At 72.2% G+C, this 14,641-nt stretch carries 14 protein-coding genes; 4 read left to right on the top strand and 10 right to left on the bottom strand.

Annotated features, from left to right (window positions below):
• Nucleotides 1-50: 50 nt before the first annotated feature.
• Nucleotides 51-1,481, top strand: a complete 1,431-nt coding sequence (pyk, locus tag OG455_RS14435) for a pyruvate kinase (protein ID WP_266293717.1) — start codon at nt 51-53, stop codon at nt 1,479-1,481.
• Nucleotides 1,482-1,694: 213 nt separating this feature from the next.
• On the opposite strand, the gene OG455_RS14440 is transcribed toward pyk, so the two are convergent.
• The 4 genes from OG455_RS14440 to trxA all read right to left on the bottom strand — a co-directional run bounded on the left by OG455_RS14440 (nt 1,695) and on the right by trxA (nt 6,238).
• Nucleotides 1,695-3,134: a hypothetical protein gene (locus OG455_RS14440; protein WP_266293719.1), complete on the bottom strand. Its 1,440-nt coding sequence runs from the start codon at nt 3,132-3,134 to the stop codon at nt 1,695-1,697.
• The gene (locus tag OG455_RS14445) at nt 3,131-3,742 is read right to left on the bottom strand and encodes a DUF6114 domain-containing protein (RefSeq protein ID WP_266293721.1); all 612 of its coding nucleotides are present in this window, start codon (nt 3,740-3,742) and stop codon (nt 3,131-3,133) included. Before OG455_RS14445 ends, OG455_RS14440 begins: the two co-directional genes overlap by 4 nt.
• 178 nt (nt 3,743-3,920) lie before the next feature.
• Nucleotides 3,921-4,580, bottom strand: coding sequence for a DUF6230 family protein (locus OG455_RS14450; RefSeq protein ID WP_266293723.1), 660 nt, complete (start codon nt 4,578-4,580; stop codon nt 3,921-3,923).
• Between the two features lie 653 nt (nt 4,581-5,233).
• Entirely contained in the window at nt 5,234-6,238 is a 1,005-nt protein-coding gene (trxA, locus tag OG455_RS14455; protein WP_266293725.1) for a thioredoxin, read from the bottom strand.
• A 396-nt stretch (nt 6,239-6,634) separates the two neighbouring features.
• Here trxA and OG455_RS14460 point away from each other — a divergent pair, with 396 nt between their 5' ends.
• Complete coding sequence (locus tag OG455_RS14460; RefSeq protein WP_266293727.1) at nt 6,635-7,264, top strand: TetR/AcrR family transcriptional regulator; 630 nt, start codon at nt 6,635-6,637, stop codon at nt 7,262-7,264.
• A gap of 148 nt (nt 7,265-7,412) precedes the next feature.
• Here the strand turns inward: OG455_RS14460 and OG455_RS14465 are convergent, their stop codons facing one another.
• The 4 genes from OG455_RS14465 to OG455_RS14480 all read right to left on the bottom strand — a co-directional run bounded on the left by OG455_RS14465 (nt 7,413) and on the right by OG455_RS14480 (nt 10,602).
• Nucleotides 7,413-9,098: a methylmalonyl-CoA mutase gene (locus tag OG455_RS14465; RefSeq protein WP_266293728.1), complete on the bottom strand. Its 1,686-nt coding sequence runs from the start codon at nt 9,096-9,098 to the stop codon at nt 7,413-7,415.
• A gap of 187 nt (nt 9,099-9,285) precedes the next feature.
• A complete protein-coding gene (locus tag OG455_RS14470; RefSeq protein ID WP_266293730.1) occupies nt 9,286-9,627 on the bottom strand; it encodes a DUF3817 domain-containing protein in 342 nt (113 codons plus the stop codon).
• A gap of 84 nt (nt 9,628-9,711) precedes the next feature.
• Nucleotides 9,712-10,227 (bottom strand): MarR family winged helix-turn-helix transcriptional regulator, encoded by a 516-nt coding sequence (locus OG455_RS14475; RefSeq protein ID WP_266293732.1) that lies wholly within the window; start codon nt 10,225-10,227, stop codon nt 9,712-9,714.
• 57 nt (nt 10,228-10,284) lie between these two features.
• Nucleotides 10,285-10,602: a DUF3817 domain-containing protein gene (locus OG455_RS14480; RefSeq protein WP_266293734.1), complete on the bottom strand. Its 318-nt coding sequence runs from the start codon at nt 10,600-10,602 to the stop codon at nt 10,285-10,287.
• Nucleotides 10,603-10,811: 209 nt separating this feature from the next.
• Here OG455_RS14480 and OG455_RS14485 point away from each other — a divergent pair, with 209 nt between their 5' ends.
• Together OG455_RS14485 and OG455_RS14490 are read left to right on the top strand one after the other, a co-directional pair.
• Nucleotides 10,812-11,600 carry a DUF2127 domain-containing protein gene (locus tag OG455_RS14485; protein ID WP_266293736.1) on the top strand — a complete coding sequence of 263 codons (789 nt, stop codon included), beginning with the start codon at nt 10,812-10,814 and terminating at the stop codon, nt 11,598-11,600.
• 120 nt (nt 11,601-11,720) lie between these two features.
• Nucleotides 11,721-12,236, top strand: a complete 516-nt coding sequence (locus OG455_RS14490; RefSeq protein ID WP_266293738.1) for a MarR family winged helix-turn-helix transcriptional regulator — start codon at nt 11,721-11,723, stop codon at nt 12,234-12,236.
• 42 nt (nt 12,237-12,278) lie between these two features.
• On the opposite strand, the gene meaB is transcribed toward OG455_RS14490, so the two are convergent.
• Both meaB and OG455_RS14500 read right to left on the bottom strand, forming a co-directional pair.
• Complete coding sequence (gene meaB / locus OG455_RS14495; RefSeq protein WP_266293740.1) at nt 12,279-13,235, bottom strand: methylmalonyl Co-A mutase-associated GTPase MeaB; 957 nt, start codon at nt 13,233-13,235, stop codon at nt 12,279-12,281.
• A gap of 64 nt (nt 13,236-13,299) precedes the next feature.
• The gene (locus tag OG455_RS14500; RefSeq protein ID WP_266293742.1) at nt 13,300-14,505 is read right to left on the bottom strand and encodes an acetyl-CoA C-acetyltransferase; all 1,206 of its coding nucleotides are present in this window, start codon (nt 14,503-14,505) and stop codon (nt 13,300-13,302) included.
• Nucleotides 14,506-14,641: the final 136 nt, after the last annotated feature.

Below are 14,641 nucleotides of genomic sequence, written 5' to 3' on the forward strand. Positions count from 1 at the left end.
GAGGTTCGTCCCAATCCCCGGGAATAACTCCTACGGATAGGATCATCCATATGCGCCGAGCGAAAATTGTCTGCACCCTGGGTCCGGCCACGGACTCCTACGAACAGCTGAAGGCCATCGTCGAAGCGGGCATGAACGTCGCCCGTCTGAACATGAGCCACGGCTCCCACGCGGAGCACGAGGAGCGGTACCGCAAGGTCCGCCAGGTGTCCGAGGACACCGGTCGCACCATCGGTGTGCTGGCCGACCTGCAGGGCCCCAAGATCCGACTGGCGACCTTCGCCAACGGACCGGTGACCGTTGACAACGGCGACACGTTCACCATCACCACCGAGGACGTCCCCGGTGACCAGTTCATCTGCGGCACCACCTACAAGGGCCTGCCCGGCGACGTGAAGCCCGGCGACCCGATCCTGATCAACGATGGCGTCATCGCCCTGGAGGTCGTCAGCGTCGACGGCCCGCGGGTGAAGACCGTAGTGATCGAGGGCGGGGTGCTCTCCAACAACAAGGGCATCAACCTGCCCGGCGCGGCCGTCAACGTGCCCGCCCTGTCCGAGAAGGACAAGGACGACCTGCGCTTCTCGCTCCGCCTGGGCGTCGACATGGTCGCCCTCTCCTTCGTGCGCAACGCCGGCGACATCGACGACGTGCACAAGGTGATGGACGAGGTCGGGATCCGCGTCCCGGTCATCGCCAAGATCGAGAAGCCGCAGGCGGTCGAGGCGATGGAGGAGATCGTCCTCGCCTTCGACGCGATCATGGTCGCCCGCGGCGACCTCGCGGTGGAGTACCCGCTGGAGAAGGTCCCGCTGGTCCAGAAGAAGCTGATCACGCTGGCCCGCCGCAACGCCAAGCCGGTGATCGTCGCCACCCAGATGATGGAGTCGATGATCCACGCCTCGCGCCCGACCCGCGCCGAGGTCTCCGACGTCGCCAACGCGATCCTGGACGGCACCGACGCGGTGATGCTCTCCGCCGAGTCCAGCGTCGGCAAGTTCCCGGTCGAGACGGTCAAGACGATGAGCCGGATCGCCGAGCAGGCCGAGGTCGAGCTGCTGGCCCAGGGCCTGCAGCCGCTCAACCCGGGCCGCAAGCCCCGCACCCAGGGCGGCTCGGTGGCCCGCGCGGCCTGCGAGCTGGGCGACTTCCTGGACGCCAAGGCGCTGGTGGCCTTCACCAAGTCCGGTGACACCGCCCGCCGGCTCTCCCGCTACCGGTCGCCGATCCCGGTGATCGCCTTCACCCCGGACGCCGCCACCCGCAACCAGCTCTCGCTGAGCTGGGGCGTGGAGGCCTACGTGACCGAGCAGGTGGCCACCACCGACGAGATGGTGCTGCAGGTCGACCGCGAGCTGCTGTCGCTGAAGCGGCTGGACGAGGGCGACACCGCCATCGTCACCGCCGGCTCGCCCCCCGGCGTGCCGGGCAACACCAACATGGTCCAGGTGCACCACCTGGGATCGCGCAACAGCAACTGAGACCGCCGCTGACAGCATGACGGGCCCCTCCGTTCGGAGGGGCCCGTCATGCTGTCAGCGGTGCCGGTGCCCGCGGCATCAGTGCACGCGGTGCCGGTGCCCGCGGCGTCAGTGCACGCGGTGCCGGTGCACGCGGTGCCGGTGCCCGCGGCGTCAGTGCACGCGGTGCCGGTGCCCGCGGCGTCAGTGCACGCGGTGCCGGTGCCCGCGGCGTCAGTGCCCGTTCGGGTAAGGCGTGTTGTCGTTGTACAGGTGCATGCCGGGGATGTGCAGGGTGCCGCCGAACTGGCCGGCCTGGATGGCGGTGACCCCGGTCATGGTGATGTCGAGCGGGATCGGCACCGCGCCGATCAGGTCGTAGAGCCAGGTCGGCAGCGTGTCGGGGGTCAGCGTGAGGGTGCCCAGCGGCGGGATCGGGATGCCGTAGAGCGCGGACAGCTCGCCGCTGAGGCTCTCGACGTACATGGTGATCGGACCGTCCACCATGGTCGAGGTGGAGCCGGGGGCGCCCTTCACGTGGAAGGTCTGGGCCGCGGTGCTGCCGTAGCCGGTGTCCTCGATCGTCGACATGTCGAGGTTGTCGATGTCCACCGAGCTGACGGTGAACTTGAGCACCCGCTTGGTGGTGGTCGGGGTGTGCACCTCGTAGACGCCACCGAAGACCGCGCCGTGCAGCGCGAGCCTGGAGGTGTTCAGCGTCCAGTTCTGGTCCGGCACCACCTGGCCGCCCTGCACCGCGGCGGCGGCCACCTTGCTGGTGTCCACCGGGCAGAGCGGGCGGGTGTCGCCGTTGGCCAGGGCGGAGGCGACGGCCGAGGGCGCGGCGGTGCCGCTCGGCGCGGGAGCCGTGGCGGGGGCACCGGAGGCCGTGCTCCCGGACGCGGTGCTCCCGGACGGCGTCGCGCCGGCGCTCGGCGAGGCGCTCGCGGACGCACCGGGGGTCGCGCTCGGGGACGCCGCGGGGGCGCCGGCACCGGGTGCGGGCGCGGCCGGCGTGGTGGCCGCGGCGGGCGGGGCGGGGGTGCTGCTCGCGCCGGGCTGGGCGGGCGCCGGGGCACCGCTGGTGGGGCCGCTCGCCGGGGCGGAGCCGCTCGGAGCGCCAGGGGTGGCCGGCGCGCCGGCCCGAGGGGCGGCGGCGGGCGCGGAGCTCGGCGTGGCCGCCGGGGTGGTCGCGGCCGGCTTCGGCTGCTGCTGGTTCTGGTGGTTCGGGTCGAAGATCCCGGCGATGCCGTTGATGATGTCGCCGATCAGGCCACCGCCACCGCCGCTGTCGTCCGCCTGGACCACGCGGCTGGTCTCCGCGGCGGCGGCCTGCCGCTGGGCGGCCGGGCCGGCGTTCGGCGCGACGAAGGCGGCGCTGACCACCTGGCCGCCACCGGTGGCCGAGGCCTTGGTGGCCTTCGGCGCGGGCACCGGGGTGAGCTGGCTCTTGGGCACCTGGGTGATCGTCACCGGGGCGGTGGCAGCCGCCGCGCAGGAGGGGTTGGTCGCGGCCGAGGCGGTCATGTCGGGCACCAGGCTGCTGCCCATCAGCAGCGCGGTCGGGACGGCGGCGAAGGCCAGCAGCCGGGCCCGCGTGCGGCCGCCCGCGCGCGGCGCGGCGTGCCGCGGCCCAGCGCCGCGGTGCTCTGCTTGCTCGTCCCCGCCGCTCACTTCAGGTCTCCCGCCTGCTCGGTCGTGCCGGCCTGCTCGGGGATCACCGCGGTCTCGGCCGTGGGCCCGGCAGCGAGTTCGGCAACGGGTCCGGCGGCGAGTTCGGCAGCGGTCGCCTGCTCGGGCACGGTCGCCTGCTCGGTCGCGGCGACGGACATCGCCACCCCCGCCTCGACCGGCGGCGCGGCCGCGGCCTTGGGCTCCTTCAGCGGCGCCCAGGAGCAGAGCAGCCCGCCGCCGATCAGCCCCAGCAGCAGGCCGAGCACGAAGCCGCCGAGGTTGGAGACCGGGATCGAGATCAGCGCCAGGATGGTCACCGCGATCCCGCAGAAGAAGCGGGTGGCCGGCTGGAACCAGGCCGAGACCCCGAGCGCCATCATCAGCAGGCCGATGACCAGCGATCCGGCGCCGGCCGTGGTGGACATCGCCATGGTGACCCCGGAGAGGGTCAGATGCGCGTAGGGGAAGTACAGGATCGGGAGCCCGCCGAGGACGGACAGCAGGCCGCCCCAGAACGGCCGGGTCCGGCGCCAGGCGCGGAACCTCAGCCGCGCCCGGGTGAACAGGCCGGCACCGTCGGGCCAGATGGGGGCAGTTGCGCTGGTCACGATGGAACTCCTCGTGGGTCTGTCCGAGGGGAAAGCGTGGGGTGTGCGGCCAGGGGACGGCTCGATCGCGCCGCCCCCTGGCCGCCGGGACCGCTCGGGCGGCCTCGGGTCATCCGTTCATCCGGCTCCGACCGGTGCGCGCGCCCCGTCGCGGGCCGCACGCACCGTCAGGGTCGGACTAGTAGCACTCCTTGTCGCCCGTCACGATGTTCAGGCTCAGACCGGGCAGCGCGAAGGTGCCGGCCGAGGTGGCCCAGGCGGTCTGCTGGACACCCGACAGGTCGGCCACCGGGGCGGACTGGGCGAAGCCGGTGGCGCCGGTCGGCAGACCGCTGCCGTCAATGGCCTTCCAGCCCTTGGTGGCGCTGCCGGACAGGGTGGAGGCGTCCTGGCCGATGTTGATCTGCTGGAACGTCGCGTCGGCGTTCAGCTGGTTCAGGTCGATCAGCAGGTTGGAGGCCTGGACCTGCTTGGTGTCGGTCGAGATGTCGCCGTTCACCGGCGCGGTGCCGGCGTGGAGCTGCAGGGTGTAGGTGCCGAGCGGACCGAGGTTGTAGACCACGGACTGGCACAGGTTGTGGATGCTGGCCTTGTCGAAGGCCGAGATCGCGACCACGTGCGGGCTCTTGTCGGCGCCCACGTCGACGGAGCCGAACTGGGCGAAGTTGGTGCCGTGCAGCTGGTCGGCGGTCACCTTGAACTGCTGGCCCGAGACGCTGAACGAGGCGGCCAGCGCGCTCTGCGCGATGCTGACGCCGACGACGGCGGTCGCGGCGATGCTGGGCACCATCACGAGGGCGAAGCGCTTCCAGCGGGTCTTGCCATAAGACTGGGACATGCGTGTCCTCCTTCTCGGACGTACATCTCCGGTTCGGGTCCGACACGCGCGGATCCCGTCCTGGGATGGGAGAAGAGCTACGTCCTCGGTAGCCGATAGCACCGCCGCCGAACAGGAAGACCTGGCGGCGGGCGATCACCCCCGAGCGACAACCAATCGGCTGCGCGGGGCCGCGCGGCCGTAAAGGACAGGAACCGCGGTGGGACGCGGACACCCCCCTGCCCTCCAACCGCCGGTGGGCACCGGCGGTTGCCTGGTGGGGATCCCGCATCGCACGTGTCCGGCAGACTGCCGGCGAGTGAAGTGAGGGACCAGGCGTGGCCGATCGTGCTGGAATCCCGGCCGAAGCACAAGGGGTGCATTACTGACGGGTAATCCAATAGTGATGATCAATGATCATGATCGAGGCATGACATCGACACAGAGTGACGAAATCCGGGCGTCGTGCCGGAGAAACCTCATGGAAACAGGAAGGAAACACCTGCGCGCGGTCACCTGAGGTGACCGCGCGCAGCTCTTGTCAAGATTTGATAAACCCTCGCGAGATTGACACCATTGTCGCCTTATCACTCACGACACCGCAGGTCACCCGCCGTGCCATCGGCGGCACCCGAGGCCAGGTCAGGCGGGGCACGACCTGCTCCGGGGCACCGTCAGAAGAGCACCCGGGCCAGCGCCGTGCGGGCCGCGGTCACCCGCGGGTCGTCCGCGCCGATCACCTCGAACAGCTCCAGCAGGCGCACCCGCGCGGCGTCACGATCGGCGCCGGCGGTCCGTCCGACGGTGCTCACCAGGCGCCCGAAGGCGTCCTCGACGTGACCGCCCACCAGATCCAGGTCGGCCGCGTCCAACTGGGCCTTGACGTCCGCGGGGTCGGCCGCGGCGGCCAGGCGCACCGCCTGCGGGTCGAAGTCCTGCACCCGGCCGAGCAATTCGGCCTGGGCCAGCCCGAGCTGGGCCTCCACGTTGCCGGGCTGATCGGTCAGCACGTTCCGGTAGGCCTGGACCGCACCGGCCAGGTCGCCGCGGTCCAGCGCCTCGTGGGCGGCGGTCAGCACCGGGTCCTCGGGCAGCCCGGGGAGCTCCCCGTCCGGCCCGCCGAGCGGAGCGCCCGCGCCGCCCGCGCCGCCGACGATGCCGAAACGCTGCTCGGCCACCGCGATCAGCTGGTCCAGCACCTTGCGGACGTTGGCCTCGTTCTCGGCGCCCTGGAAGAGCGGTACCAGCTGGCCCGCCACCACGGCCATCACGGCCGGGATGCTCTGGATGCCGAACTGCTGGGCGATCACCTGGTTCTGGTCGACGTCGATCTTGGCCAGCACGATCTGGCCGGCGTACTCCTCGGCCAGGCGCTCGAGGATCGGGCTGAGCTGCTTGCACGGGCCGCACCACTCGGCCCAGAAGTCGACGACCACCGGCACCTCGGTGGAGCGCTGGACGACCTCCTCCTCGAAGGTCTCCTCGGTGACGTCGAGGACGAGCCGGTACCCGACGCCGGGGACCGGCACTCCCGCGGCCTCGGCGGCGGCGGCCTGGCGGGCGCGCTCGACGCGGGCCTGCTCGGCCTTCTGCGCGGCCTCCCCGGCCGCCTTCACCGCGGCGAGGTCGACCGCACCGCGCAGGGCGGAGCTGTTCAGATGCGTGTTCCGTGGCTGCATGCCACCATCCTCCCCCGTCCGCGCGGCCGCCGGGCGCCATCCGCCGGGAAAGTCCGCCTCGATCCCCACACCGGAGCGCCTCGCGCCGGCTCCGCTCCCCTACGGTGCGGAGCCGGCCGCGGTGGCAGCCGGTCCATCCCTCCTCGCCCGCCAGGGGCGGGAGGGGCCATGCGGCGCGGATCCCCACCCGCGCCCCGCGCCCGCCCCTCCCACAGGGCCGGCACGTGGTTGCCGCTCTATTCGCTACAGGTCGTAGCGTATCTTTCCACCGCCCCCGGATCGCAAGTCCCCGCCAGGTGTCAACCACGTGATGTGGGCCACTTCTCTTGCGGGCGAACTGTCGATACGGTGGCACCCCCCACCCAAGCTACTCGTCAGTACATGCAAGGAGGCCCGGTGGCCGCCACCCCGCAGCCGGCCCCGCCCCGCAGCAAAGGGCGCCCGCGCAGCGCCGCCGCGGATCAGGCGATCCTCGACGCGACCCGCGAGGCGCTGGCCGAACTCGGCTGGGGCGGGCTGACCATGGGCCACGTCGCGGTCCGGGCCGGCGTCGCCAAGACCACCCTGTACCGCCGCTGGCCCTCGAAGAACGAGCTCGTGGTGGACGCCGTCGCCAGCCTCTTCGACGAACTGGCGGTGGCCGACCTGGGCAGCCTGCAGGCCGACATCGAGGACGTGGTGGCCCAGTTCGCCGCCGTACTGGCCCGCCCCGAGAGCCAGGCCGCGCTGCTCGCCGTCTTCGCCGAGGGCAGCCGCGACCCGCAGCTGCGGCTGCGCATCCGCGAGCACATCGTGGACCCGCAGAAGGTGCTGGTGCACCAGGGCCTGGCGCACGCGCTGGCCCGCGGCGAACTGGCCGCGGAGCGCGACCCGCTGGCCGCCGCCGAGCAGATCGACATCATCTTCGACACCATCGCGGGCGCGGTCGAGCACCGGATGCTGGTGATCGGCGAGCCGGTGACCCCGCGGTGGATCCGCCGCTTCACCGAGTTGCTGCTCAACCCCGGCCTCTACCCGGGCTGCTGACCCGGGCTGCTGACCCGGGCTGCCGACCCGGGGGTGGCCCTGGCGGCCGCCCCGGACCACCGGGTCGAACGGCCCTCACCCCGGAGAGAACGGCGCGGCCGCCGGGCGGGAACCAACTCCCGCCCGGCGGCCGCGTGCGCCACGGGCCTCAGAAGCCGGCCGGCTCCCGGTAGATCCCCCACTCCGCGCGCAGCGCGTCGCAGATCTCACCGAGGGTGGCCTCGGCCCGCACCGCCTGCAGCATCGGGGGGATCATGTTCGCCCCGTCCCGTGCCGCCGCCAGCATCGCGTCGAGGCCGGCCCGCACCGCCGCCTCGTCCCGCGCGGTCTTGCGGGCACCCAGCGCCCGGACCTGCTCGCGCTCCACCTCGTGGCTGACCCGCAGGATCTCCAGCGCCGGGGTGACCGACTTCGGGAAGCAGTTGACGCCCACCACCCGCTTGTCGCCCTTCTCCACCGACTGCTGGTACTGGAAGGCGGCCTCGGCGATCTCGCCGGTGAAGAAGCCGTCCTCGATGCCGCGCAGGATGCCGGCCGTCATCGGGCCGATCGCGTGGTCCGGGGAGCCCTTGGCCAGGATCCTGGCGAAGATCTCCTCGGCCTGCGCCTCGATCCGGTCGGTCAGCGCCTCCACGTACCAGGAGCCGCCCAGCGGGTCGGCCACGTTGGCCACCCCGGTCTCCTCCATCAGCACCTGCTGGGTGCGCAGCGCGATCTCGGCGGCCTGCTCGGAGGGCAGTGCCAGGGTCTCGTCCAGCGCGTTGGTGTGCAGCGAGTTGGTGCCGCCGAGCACCGCCGAGAGCGCCTCGACGGCGGTGCGCACCACGTTGTTGTACGGCTGCTGGGCGGTCAGCGAGACGCCCGCGGTCTGGGTGTGGAAGCGCAGCCACTGCGCCTTCTCCGTCTTGGCGCCGTACGCCTCGCGCAGCCAGCGGGCCCAGATCCGGCGCGCGGCGCGGAACTTGGCGATCTCCTCGAAGAAGTCCAGGTGGGCGTCGAAGAAGAAGGACAGGCCCGGCGCGAAGACGTCCACGTCCAGGCCGCGGGAGAGGCCCAGCTCCACGTAGGCGAAGCCGTCGGCCAGCGTGTAGGCGAGCTCCTGGGCGGCCGTGGCCCCGGCCTCGCGGATGTGGTAGCCGGAGACGGAGAGCGGCTTGTAGTCCGGGATGCCCTGGGCGCAGTACTCCATCAGGTCGCCGATCAGGCGCAGGTGCGGCTCCGGGGCGAAGAGCCACTCCTTCTGCGCGATGTACTCCTTGAAGATGTCGGTCTGCAGCGTGCCGTTGAGCACTCCCGGGTCCACGCCCTGGCGCTCGGCGGCCACCAGGTACATGCAGAAGATCGGCACGGCCGGGCCGCTGATCGTCATCGAGGTGGTGACCTCGCCCAGCGGGATGTCCCGGAAGAGCACCTCCATGTCGGCGGCCGAGTCGATCGCGACCCCGCAGTGGCCGACCTCGCCCAGCGAGCGGGTGTCGTCCGAGTCGTAGCCCATCAGGGTCGGCATGTCGAAGGCGACCGAGAGGCCGCCGCCGCCGGCCTCCAGGATCATCCGGTAGCGCTCGTTGGTCTGCTCGGCGTTGCCGAAGCCGGCGAACTGCCGGATGGTCCAGGTCCGGCCGCGGTAGCCGGTCGGGTGCAGACCGCGGGTGTACGGGTACTCGCCCGGCCAGCCGATCCGCTCGAAGCCCTCGTAGGCCTGCCCCGGCGGCGGGCCGTAGACCGGCTCCACGATGTCGCCGGACAGGGTGGTGAAGTCCGCGTCGCGCTTGCGGGCGCTGTCGTAGCGCTGCTGCCAGCGCTGCCTGCCGCGCTCGATCTCCTCGGCGTCCATGGGGCTCGCTCCCGCTCGGTGCTCGATTGATAGGACGTCCTGGAAATTTACTCGGACGTCCTAGTATTTGTCGATGGCGAGCCTCGGCCGCGCCGAACGCGAGAGGCCCCCACCGCATGGTGGGGGCCTCTCGGCGGAACGCGGGCACGGCGCGCGGGTCCGGCGCGCGGGCACGGCGCGGGAGGGTTCAGGCGCCGACCGGCTGCTTGCCCTCGGCCGGGGCGAAGAGCGGGGCGAGCTCGCGCGAGACCTTGCGCTCCACGAAGAAGGCGGCGGTCGGCACGGTGCCGGCGAGCAGCATCCAGGCCAGCTTGCCCAGCGGCATCTTGGCCTTGCTGCCGAGGTCGAAGGCGAAGACGAGGTAGACCACGTAGAGCCAGCCGTGCGCGATGCCCACCGCGGTGACGAAGCCGTCCGCGCCGTCCACCTTGAGGAGGTACTTGGCGATCACCCCGATGGTCAGCAGGATCAGCAGCACACCGGTCAGGTAGGCCATGACCCGGTAGCGGGTCAGCACACTCTGCTTCATGTCTCGGGTCAGCCTTCGTTCGGATCAGGGGGTGGGTCGAGCGATGGGACGGCTCATCGAGGGTAACCGCCCATTTGGGGCGATCTACGCCGGGGGCTCGGCGAAGTCGCCGGCCGCCACCCGCAGCGGCCTGAGCAGCTCGAACACCTGCCGGCACTGCGCCTCGTCGTAGGACTCCAGGCCGAATTCGATCGCCATCAGCTCCCGGGTGGCCTGCTCCACCGCCTCCCGGCCGCGCGCGGTGATCGCGGCCAGCACGCCGCGGCCGTCCAGCGGGTTGGGGCGGCGCGAGACCAGGCCGGCCTTCTCCAGCCGGTCCACCGTGTTGGTGACGCTGGTCGGGTGGACCATCAGCCGCTCACCGATCTTGGAGAGCGACAGCTCGCCGGTGCGGCTGAAGGTGAGCAGCACCAGCGCCTCGTACCGGGCGAAGGTCAGTCCGTAGGGCTTGACCACCGCGTCGACCCGGCCGAGCAGGATCTGATGGGCGCGCATCACCGAGGTGATCGCGGCCATCGCCGGCACCTCGCCCCAGCGGCGGGCCCACAGCTCGTCGGCACGGGCGATCGGGTCGAAGTCGAGTGCGAGGGGTTTGGCCACGCTCCACACCGTACCGGCGGGCCGCCCGGCACCTCCCGGACGGCCCGCATGATGGGATCAGGCGGCCACCGGGGCGGCGGCCCGCTCGCCGCGCTCCTCCTTGGCCAGGATTCGCTCGGCGAAGAAGCCGCCGGTCGGCAGCACCGAGAGGACGAGCAGCAGCGCCACCTTCTTCAGGTCCCAGCGCTGCTTCTGCCAGGCCTGGCAGAGGAAGAGCACGTAGGCGATGAAGAGCACGCCGTGCACCCAGCCCAGCACCGGAACCGGGTTGAAGCTGGTGGTGGACTTCAGCACCACCCCGATCATCAGGAGGATGAAGGAGAGGCCTTCGGGGCCGGAGACGAGGCGCAGGCGGTGTGCGGCGCTGTTCTGCATGGCGGGGTACCTCACGAGTGGCGGGAGTCGCTTGTGAACGGGGGCACAAGCCAGCGCCCATTATGGGCAGACCCCGCACCCCGGCCCGGCCCCGGGGTGGCCCGAGTGCCCGAGGTCACACCACTGACGGGGCGTCGGCGCCCCTCGCTATCCTGCTGGCGCGCGGTCCGCACCCGGGGCGCGCGAGCACCGATCGGGGGAGCACCACCGTGGCGAAGCGGGACTGGAACCGGCGCACCTGCGCCAAGCGCGGACACACCACCTACGCGCCGAGCGAGCCCGAGCTGCGCGAGCGGCTGCACGTCGCGACCGCCGCCGGGGAGGCCTGGCGCTGCCTGCGCTGCGGCGACTTCGCGCTCGGCGCGCCGCACGGCGGCGGGCCGGCCGCCGAGGCTCCGCCGGTGCTGCGCGGAAAGGCGCTGCGAGACCTGTTCGTGCTGCGGCTGCTGGCCGTCGAGCGCGGCCTGCGGGGCGTGCTCGGCGTGCTGGCCGCCTGGGCGGTGTGGAAGTTCTCCAACAGCCAGGACGCGCTGCACCAGCTCTTCGACCAGGACCTGACGGTCTTCAAGCCGGTGGCCGACCACTTCCACTGGGACCTGGAGCACGCCTCGGTCGTCGACACCATCCGCAAGACCTTCGACTACAAGCACAGCACCCTGGTCTACGTGGCCGGCGGCGTGCTGGCCTACTCGCTGATCGAGGCGGTGGAGGGGGTGGGCCTGTGGCTGGGCCGGCGCTGGGCGGAGTACCTGGCGGTGGTCGCCACCGCCGCCTTCCTCCCGCTGGAGGGGTACGAGCTGCACGAGCACGCGAGCGCGGTCAAGATCGCCACCACCGTGGTCAACGTGCTCGCGGTGCTCTGGATCCTGCTCTCCAAGCGCCTGTTCGGACTGCGCGGCGGGGTCGAGGCGTTCGAGGCGGAGCGGCACTCGGCCTCGCTGCTGGAGGTCGAGCAGGCGGCCCGCGCGGTGCCGGCGGCCGACCAGGCGGCCGTCTAGCATCGACGACAGGCGGCAGGCAGGCGGCAGGCAGCCGGCGGCAGGCGCTCCCCGGTCGTGCGCAGTCGCCGGTCGTACAATATTGTAGAAAGTTGAACAATATCGGGTAGCATGGTGGGTATGGACACCAACGCCACCGAGCCGACCGACCCCCCGGCCGCGCCCGCCGCCGATGACGCCCCTTGGCTGACGGCCCGGGAGCAGCGGCTCTGGCGTGCCCATCTGGAGGTCAGCCACCTGCTGGAGTACCAGCTCGGCCGCGAGCTGCAGCAGCACGACCTGGCGATCAACGACTACGAGATCCTGGTGGTGCTCTCCGAGTCCCCCGACCACCGGATGCGGATGACCGACCTGGCCACCGCCACCCTGCAGTCCAAGAGCCGGCTCTCGCACCAGATCACCCGGATGGAGAGCGCCGGTCTGGTGCTGCGCCAGGAGTGTCCGGGCGACCGCCGCGGCCTCTTCGCCCACCTGACCGAGCAGGGCTGGCAGACGCTGCGCCGGGCCGCCCCGGACCACGTGCGCAGCGTCCGGGCCCACTTCATCGACCGCTTCGACGACGAGCAGCTGGACGCCCTGTACGAGGCGCTGGGGCCGGTCGCCGACCACCTGCGGGCACTGCGCGGCCGGGCCTGACGAGCGCCTGACGGGCGCCGGGCACCAGCAGCCGGCCCCGGTCTAACGGTCGGTGAGGCCGGCGACCAGCTCGTCGGCCGCGCCGTACGGGTCCAGCCGCCCGGCCGCCACCTGCTCGGCCAGCGCGCCCAGGTGGCGGTCGCCGCGCAGGTCGCCGATCCGGGCCCGGAGCTGGGCGAGCGCGATCGCCTCGATCTCCTGGGCGGCCCTGCGCCGGCGGCGGGCGGCCAGCTCGCCGCGCTCCTCCAGCCAGGCGCGGTGCTTCTCCAGCGCCTCGACCACCTCGTCGACCCCCTCGCCGCGGGCCGCCACCGTCTTGACGATCGGCGGCCGCCAGTCCCCCGGCTCGCGCGCCTCGCCGAGCCCGAGCATGTGGCTCAGCTCCCGGGCGGTGGCGTCCGCGCCGTCCCGGTCGGCCTTGTTGACCACGAAGAGGTCGCCGATCTCCAGGATCCCCGCCTTGGCGGCCTGGATCCCGTCGCCCATCCCGGGTGCGAGCAGCACCACCGTGGTGTCCGCCTGGGCGGCCACCTCCACCTCGGACTGCCCGACCCCGACCGTCTCCACCAGGATCACCTCGCAGCCCGCCGCGTCCAGCACCCGCAGTGCCTGCGGGGCGGCCCAGGAGAGCCCGCCCAGGTGCCCGCGGGTGGCCATCGAGCGGATGAAGACGTCCGGGTCGGTGGCGTGGTCCTGCATCCGCACCCGGTCACCGAGCAGCGCGCCGCCGGAGAACGGCGAGGAGGGGTCCACCGCGAGCACCGCGACCCGCTTGCCGAGCCGCCGGTAGGCGGACACCAGCGCGGAGGTGGAGGTCGACTTGCCCACCCCGGGCGAGCCGGTGAGCCCCACCGTGTAGGCCCGCCCGGTGTACGGCGCGAGCGCGGCCATCGCCTCGCGCAGCTCCGGGGCGGCGTTCTCGACCAGCGAGATCAGCCGGGCCACCGCGCGCGGGCGGCCGGCGCGGGCCTGCTCGACCAGGGTCGGCACGTCGATCATGGACTCTCCTCACTCGAACGACCGGCGCCCCCTCTGCCGAGGGGGCGCCGGTGGTGACGCCGGATCAGGCCTTGGGCACCCGGATGATCAGGGCGTCGCCCTGGCCGCCGCCGCCGCAGAGCGCGGCCGCGCCGATGCCGCCGCCGCGCCGGCCCAGCTCCAGGGCCAGGTGCAGCACCACGCGGGCGCCGGACATCCCGATCGGGTGACCGAGGGCGATCGCGCCGCCGTTGACGTTGACCTTCTCCGCGGTGACGCCGAGGTCCGCCATCGACTGGTGGGCCACGGCGGCGAAGGCCTCGTTGATCTCGATCAGGTCCAGGTCCTCGACCGCGATGCCCTCCTTGCCCACCGCGTGCAGGATCGCGTTGGACGGCTGCGACTGCAGCGAGTTGTCCGGGCCCGCGACGTTGCCGTGCGCGCCGATCTCGGCGATCCAGCTCAGGCCCAGCTCCTCGGCCTTGGCCCTGCTCATCACGACCACCGCGGCGGCGCCGTCGGAGATCTGCGAGGAGGTGCCGGCGGTGATCGTGCCGTCCTTGCTGAAGGCGGGGCGCAGCTTGGCCAGGCCCTCGACCGTGGTGTCGGCGCGGATGCCCTCGTCCTGGCTGAACAGCACCGGCTCGCCCTTGCGCTGCGGGATCGCCACCGGGACGATCTCCGCCTCGAAGAGGCCGTTCTTCTGCGCGGCGGCGGCCCGCTGGTGCGAGCGGGCGGCGATCTCGTCCTGCACCTCGCGGCCGATGCCCAGCCGGGTGTTGTGCTTCTCGGTCGACTCGCCCATCGGGATGTTCTCGTACGCGTCGGTCAGGCCGTCGTGGGCCATCGCGTCGAGCAGCTCGATCGAGCCGTACTTGTAGCCCTCGCGGGACTTCGGCAGCAGGTGCGGGGCGTTGGTCATCGACTCCTGGCCGCCGGCCACCACGATGTCGAACTCGCCGGCGCGGATCAGCTGGTCGGCCAGCGCGATCGCGTCCAGGCCCGAGAGGCAGACCTTGTTGATGGTCAGCGCGGGGACGTTCAGCGGGATGCCGGCCTTGACGGCGGCCTGCCGGGCCGGGATCTGGCCGGCACCGGCCTGCAGCACCTGGCCCATGATCACGTACTGGACCTGGTCGCCGGTCACGCCGGCCCGCTCCAGCGCGGCCTTGATCGCGAAGCCGCCCAGGTCGGCGCCGGAGAAACCCTTGAGCGAACCGAGCAGCCGACCCATCGGGGTGCGGGCGCCGGCGACGATCACGGAGGTGGAAGCGGTGGAAGCGGTAGGCATGGAACGAGCCCCTTCGCACGTCTTGGCCAGCGAGTCCTGCCGGAATTCAGCACGGCGACAGGGCTCGGGGGGAGGATGCAGCTCAATGTACTGACCCGTAACCCGGGCGTCACCGGAGCGACGGTGTGATCAGGCT

The organism is Kitasatospora sp. NBC_01287 (assembly GCF_026340565.1).
Classification (GTDB): domain Bacteria; phylum Actinomycetota; class Actinomycetes; order Streptomycetales; family Streptomycetaceae; genus Kitasatospora.

What these genes read in the sequence shown, in the direction of transcription:
- pyk (WP_266293717.1), top strand. Translation starts at nt 51, where the DNA reads ATGCGCCGAGCGAAAATTGTCTGCACCCTGGGTCCGGCCACGGACTCC.
- OG455_RS14450 (WP_266293723.1), bottom strand. Translation starts at nt 4,580, where the DNA reads ATGTCCCAGTCTTATGGCAAGACCCGCTGGAAGCGCTTCGCCCTCGTG.
- trxA (WP_266293725.1), bottom strand. Translation starts at nt 6,238, where the DNA reads ATGCAGCCACGGAACACGCATCTGAACAGCTCCGCCCTGCGCGGTGCG.
- OG455_RS14465 (WP_266293728.1), bottom strand. Translation starts at nt 9,098, where the DNA reads ATGGACGCCGAGGAGATCGAGCGCGGCAGGCAGCGCTGGCAGCAGCGC.
- OG455_RS14470 (WP_266293730.1), bottom strand. Translation starts at nt 9,627, where the DNA reads ATGAAGCAGAGTGTGCTGACCCGCTACCGGGTCATGGCCTACCTGACC.
- OG455_RS14480 (WP_266293734.1), bottom strand. Translation starts at nt 10,602, where the DNA reads ATGCAGAACAGCGCCGCACACCGCCTGCGCCTCGTCTCCGGCCCCGAA.
- OG455_RS14490 (WP_266293738.1), top strand. Translation starts at nt 11,721, where the DNA reads ATGGACACCAACGCCACCGAGCCGACCGACCCCCCGGCCGCGCCCGCC.
- meaB (WP_266293740.1), bottom strand. Translation starts at nt 13,235, where the DNA reads ATGATCGACGTGCCGACCCTGGTCGAGCAGGCCCGCGCCGGCCGCCCG.
- OG455_RS14500 (WP_266293742.1), bottom strand. Translation starts at nt 14,505, where the DNA reads ATGCCTACCGCTTCCACCGCTTCCACCTCCGTGATCGTCGCCGGCGCC.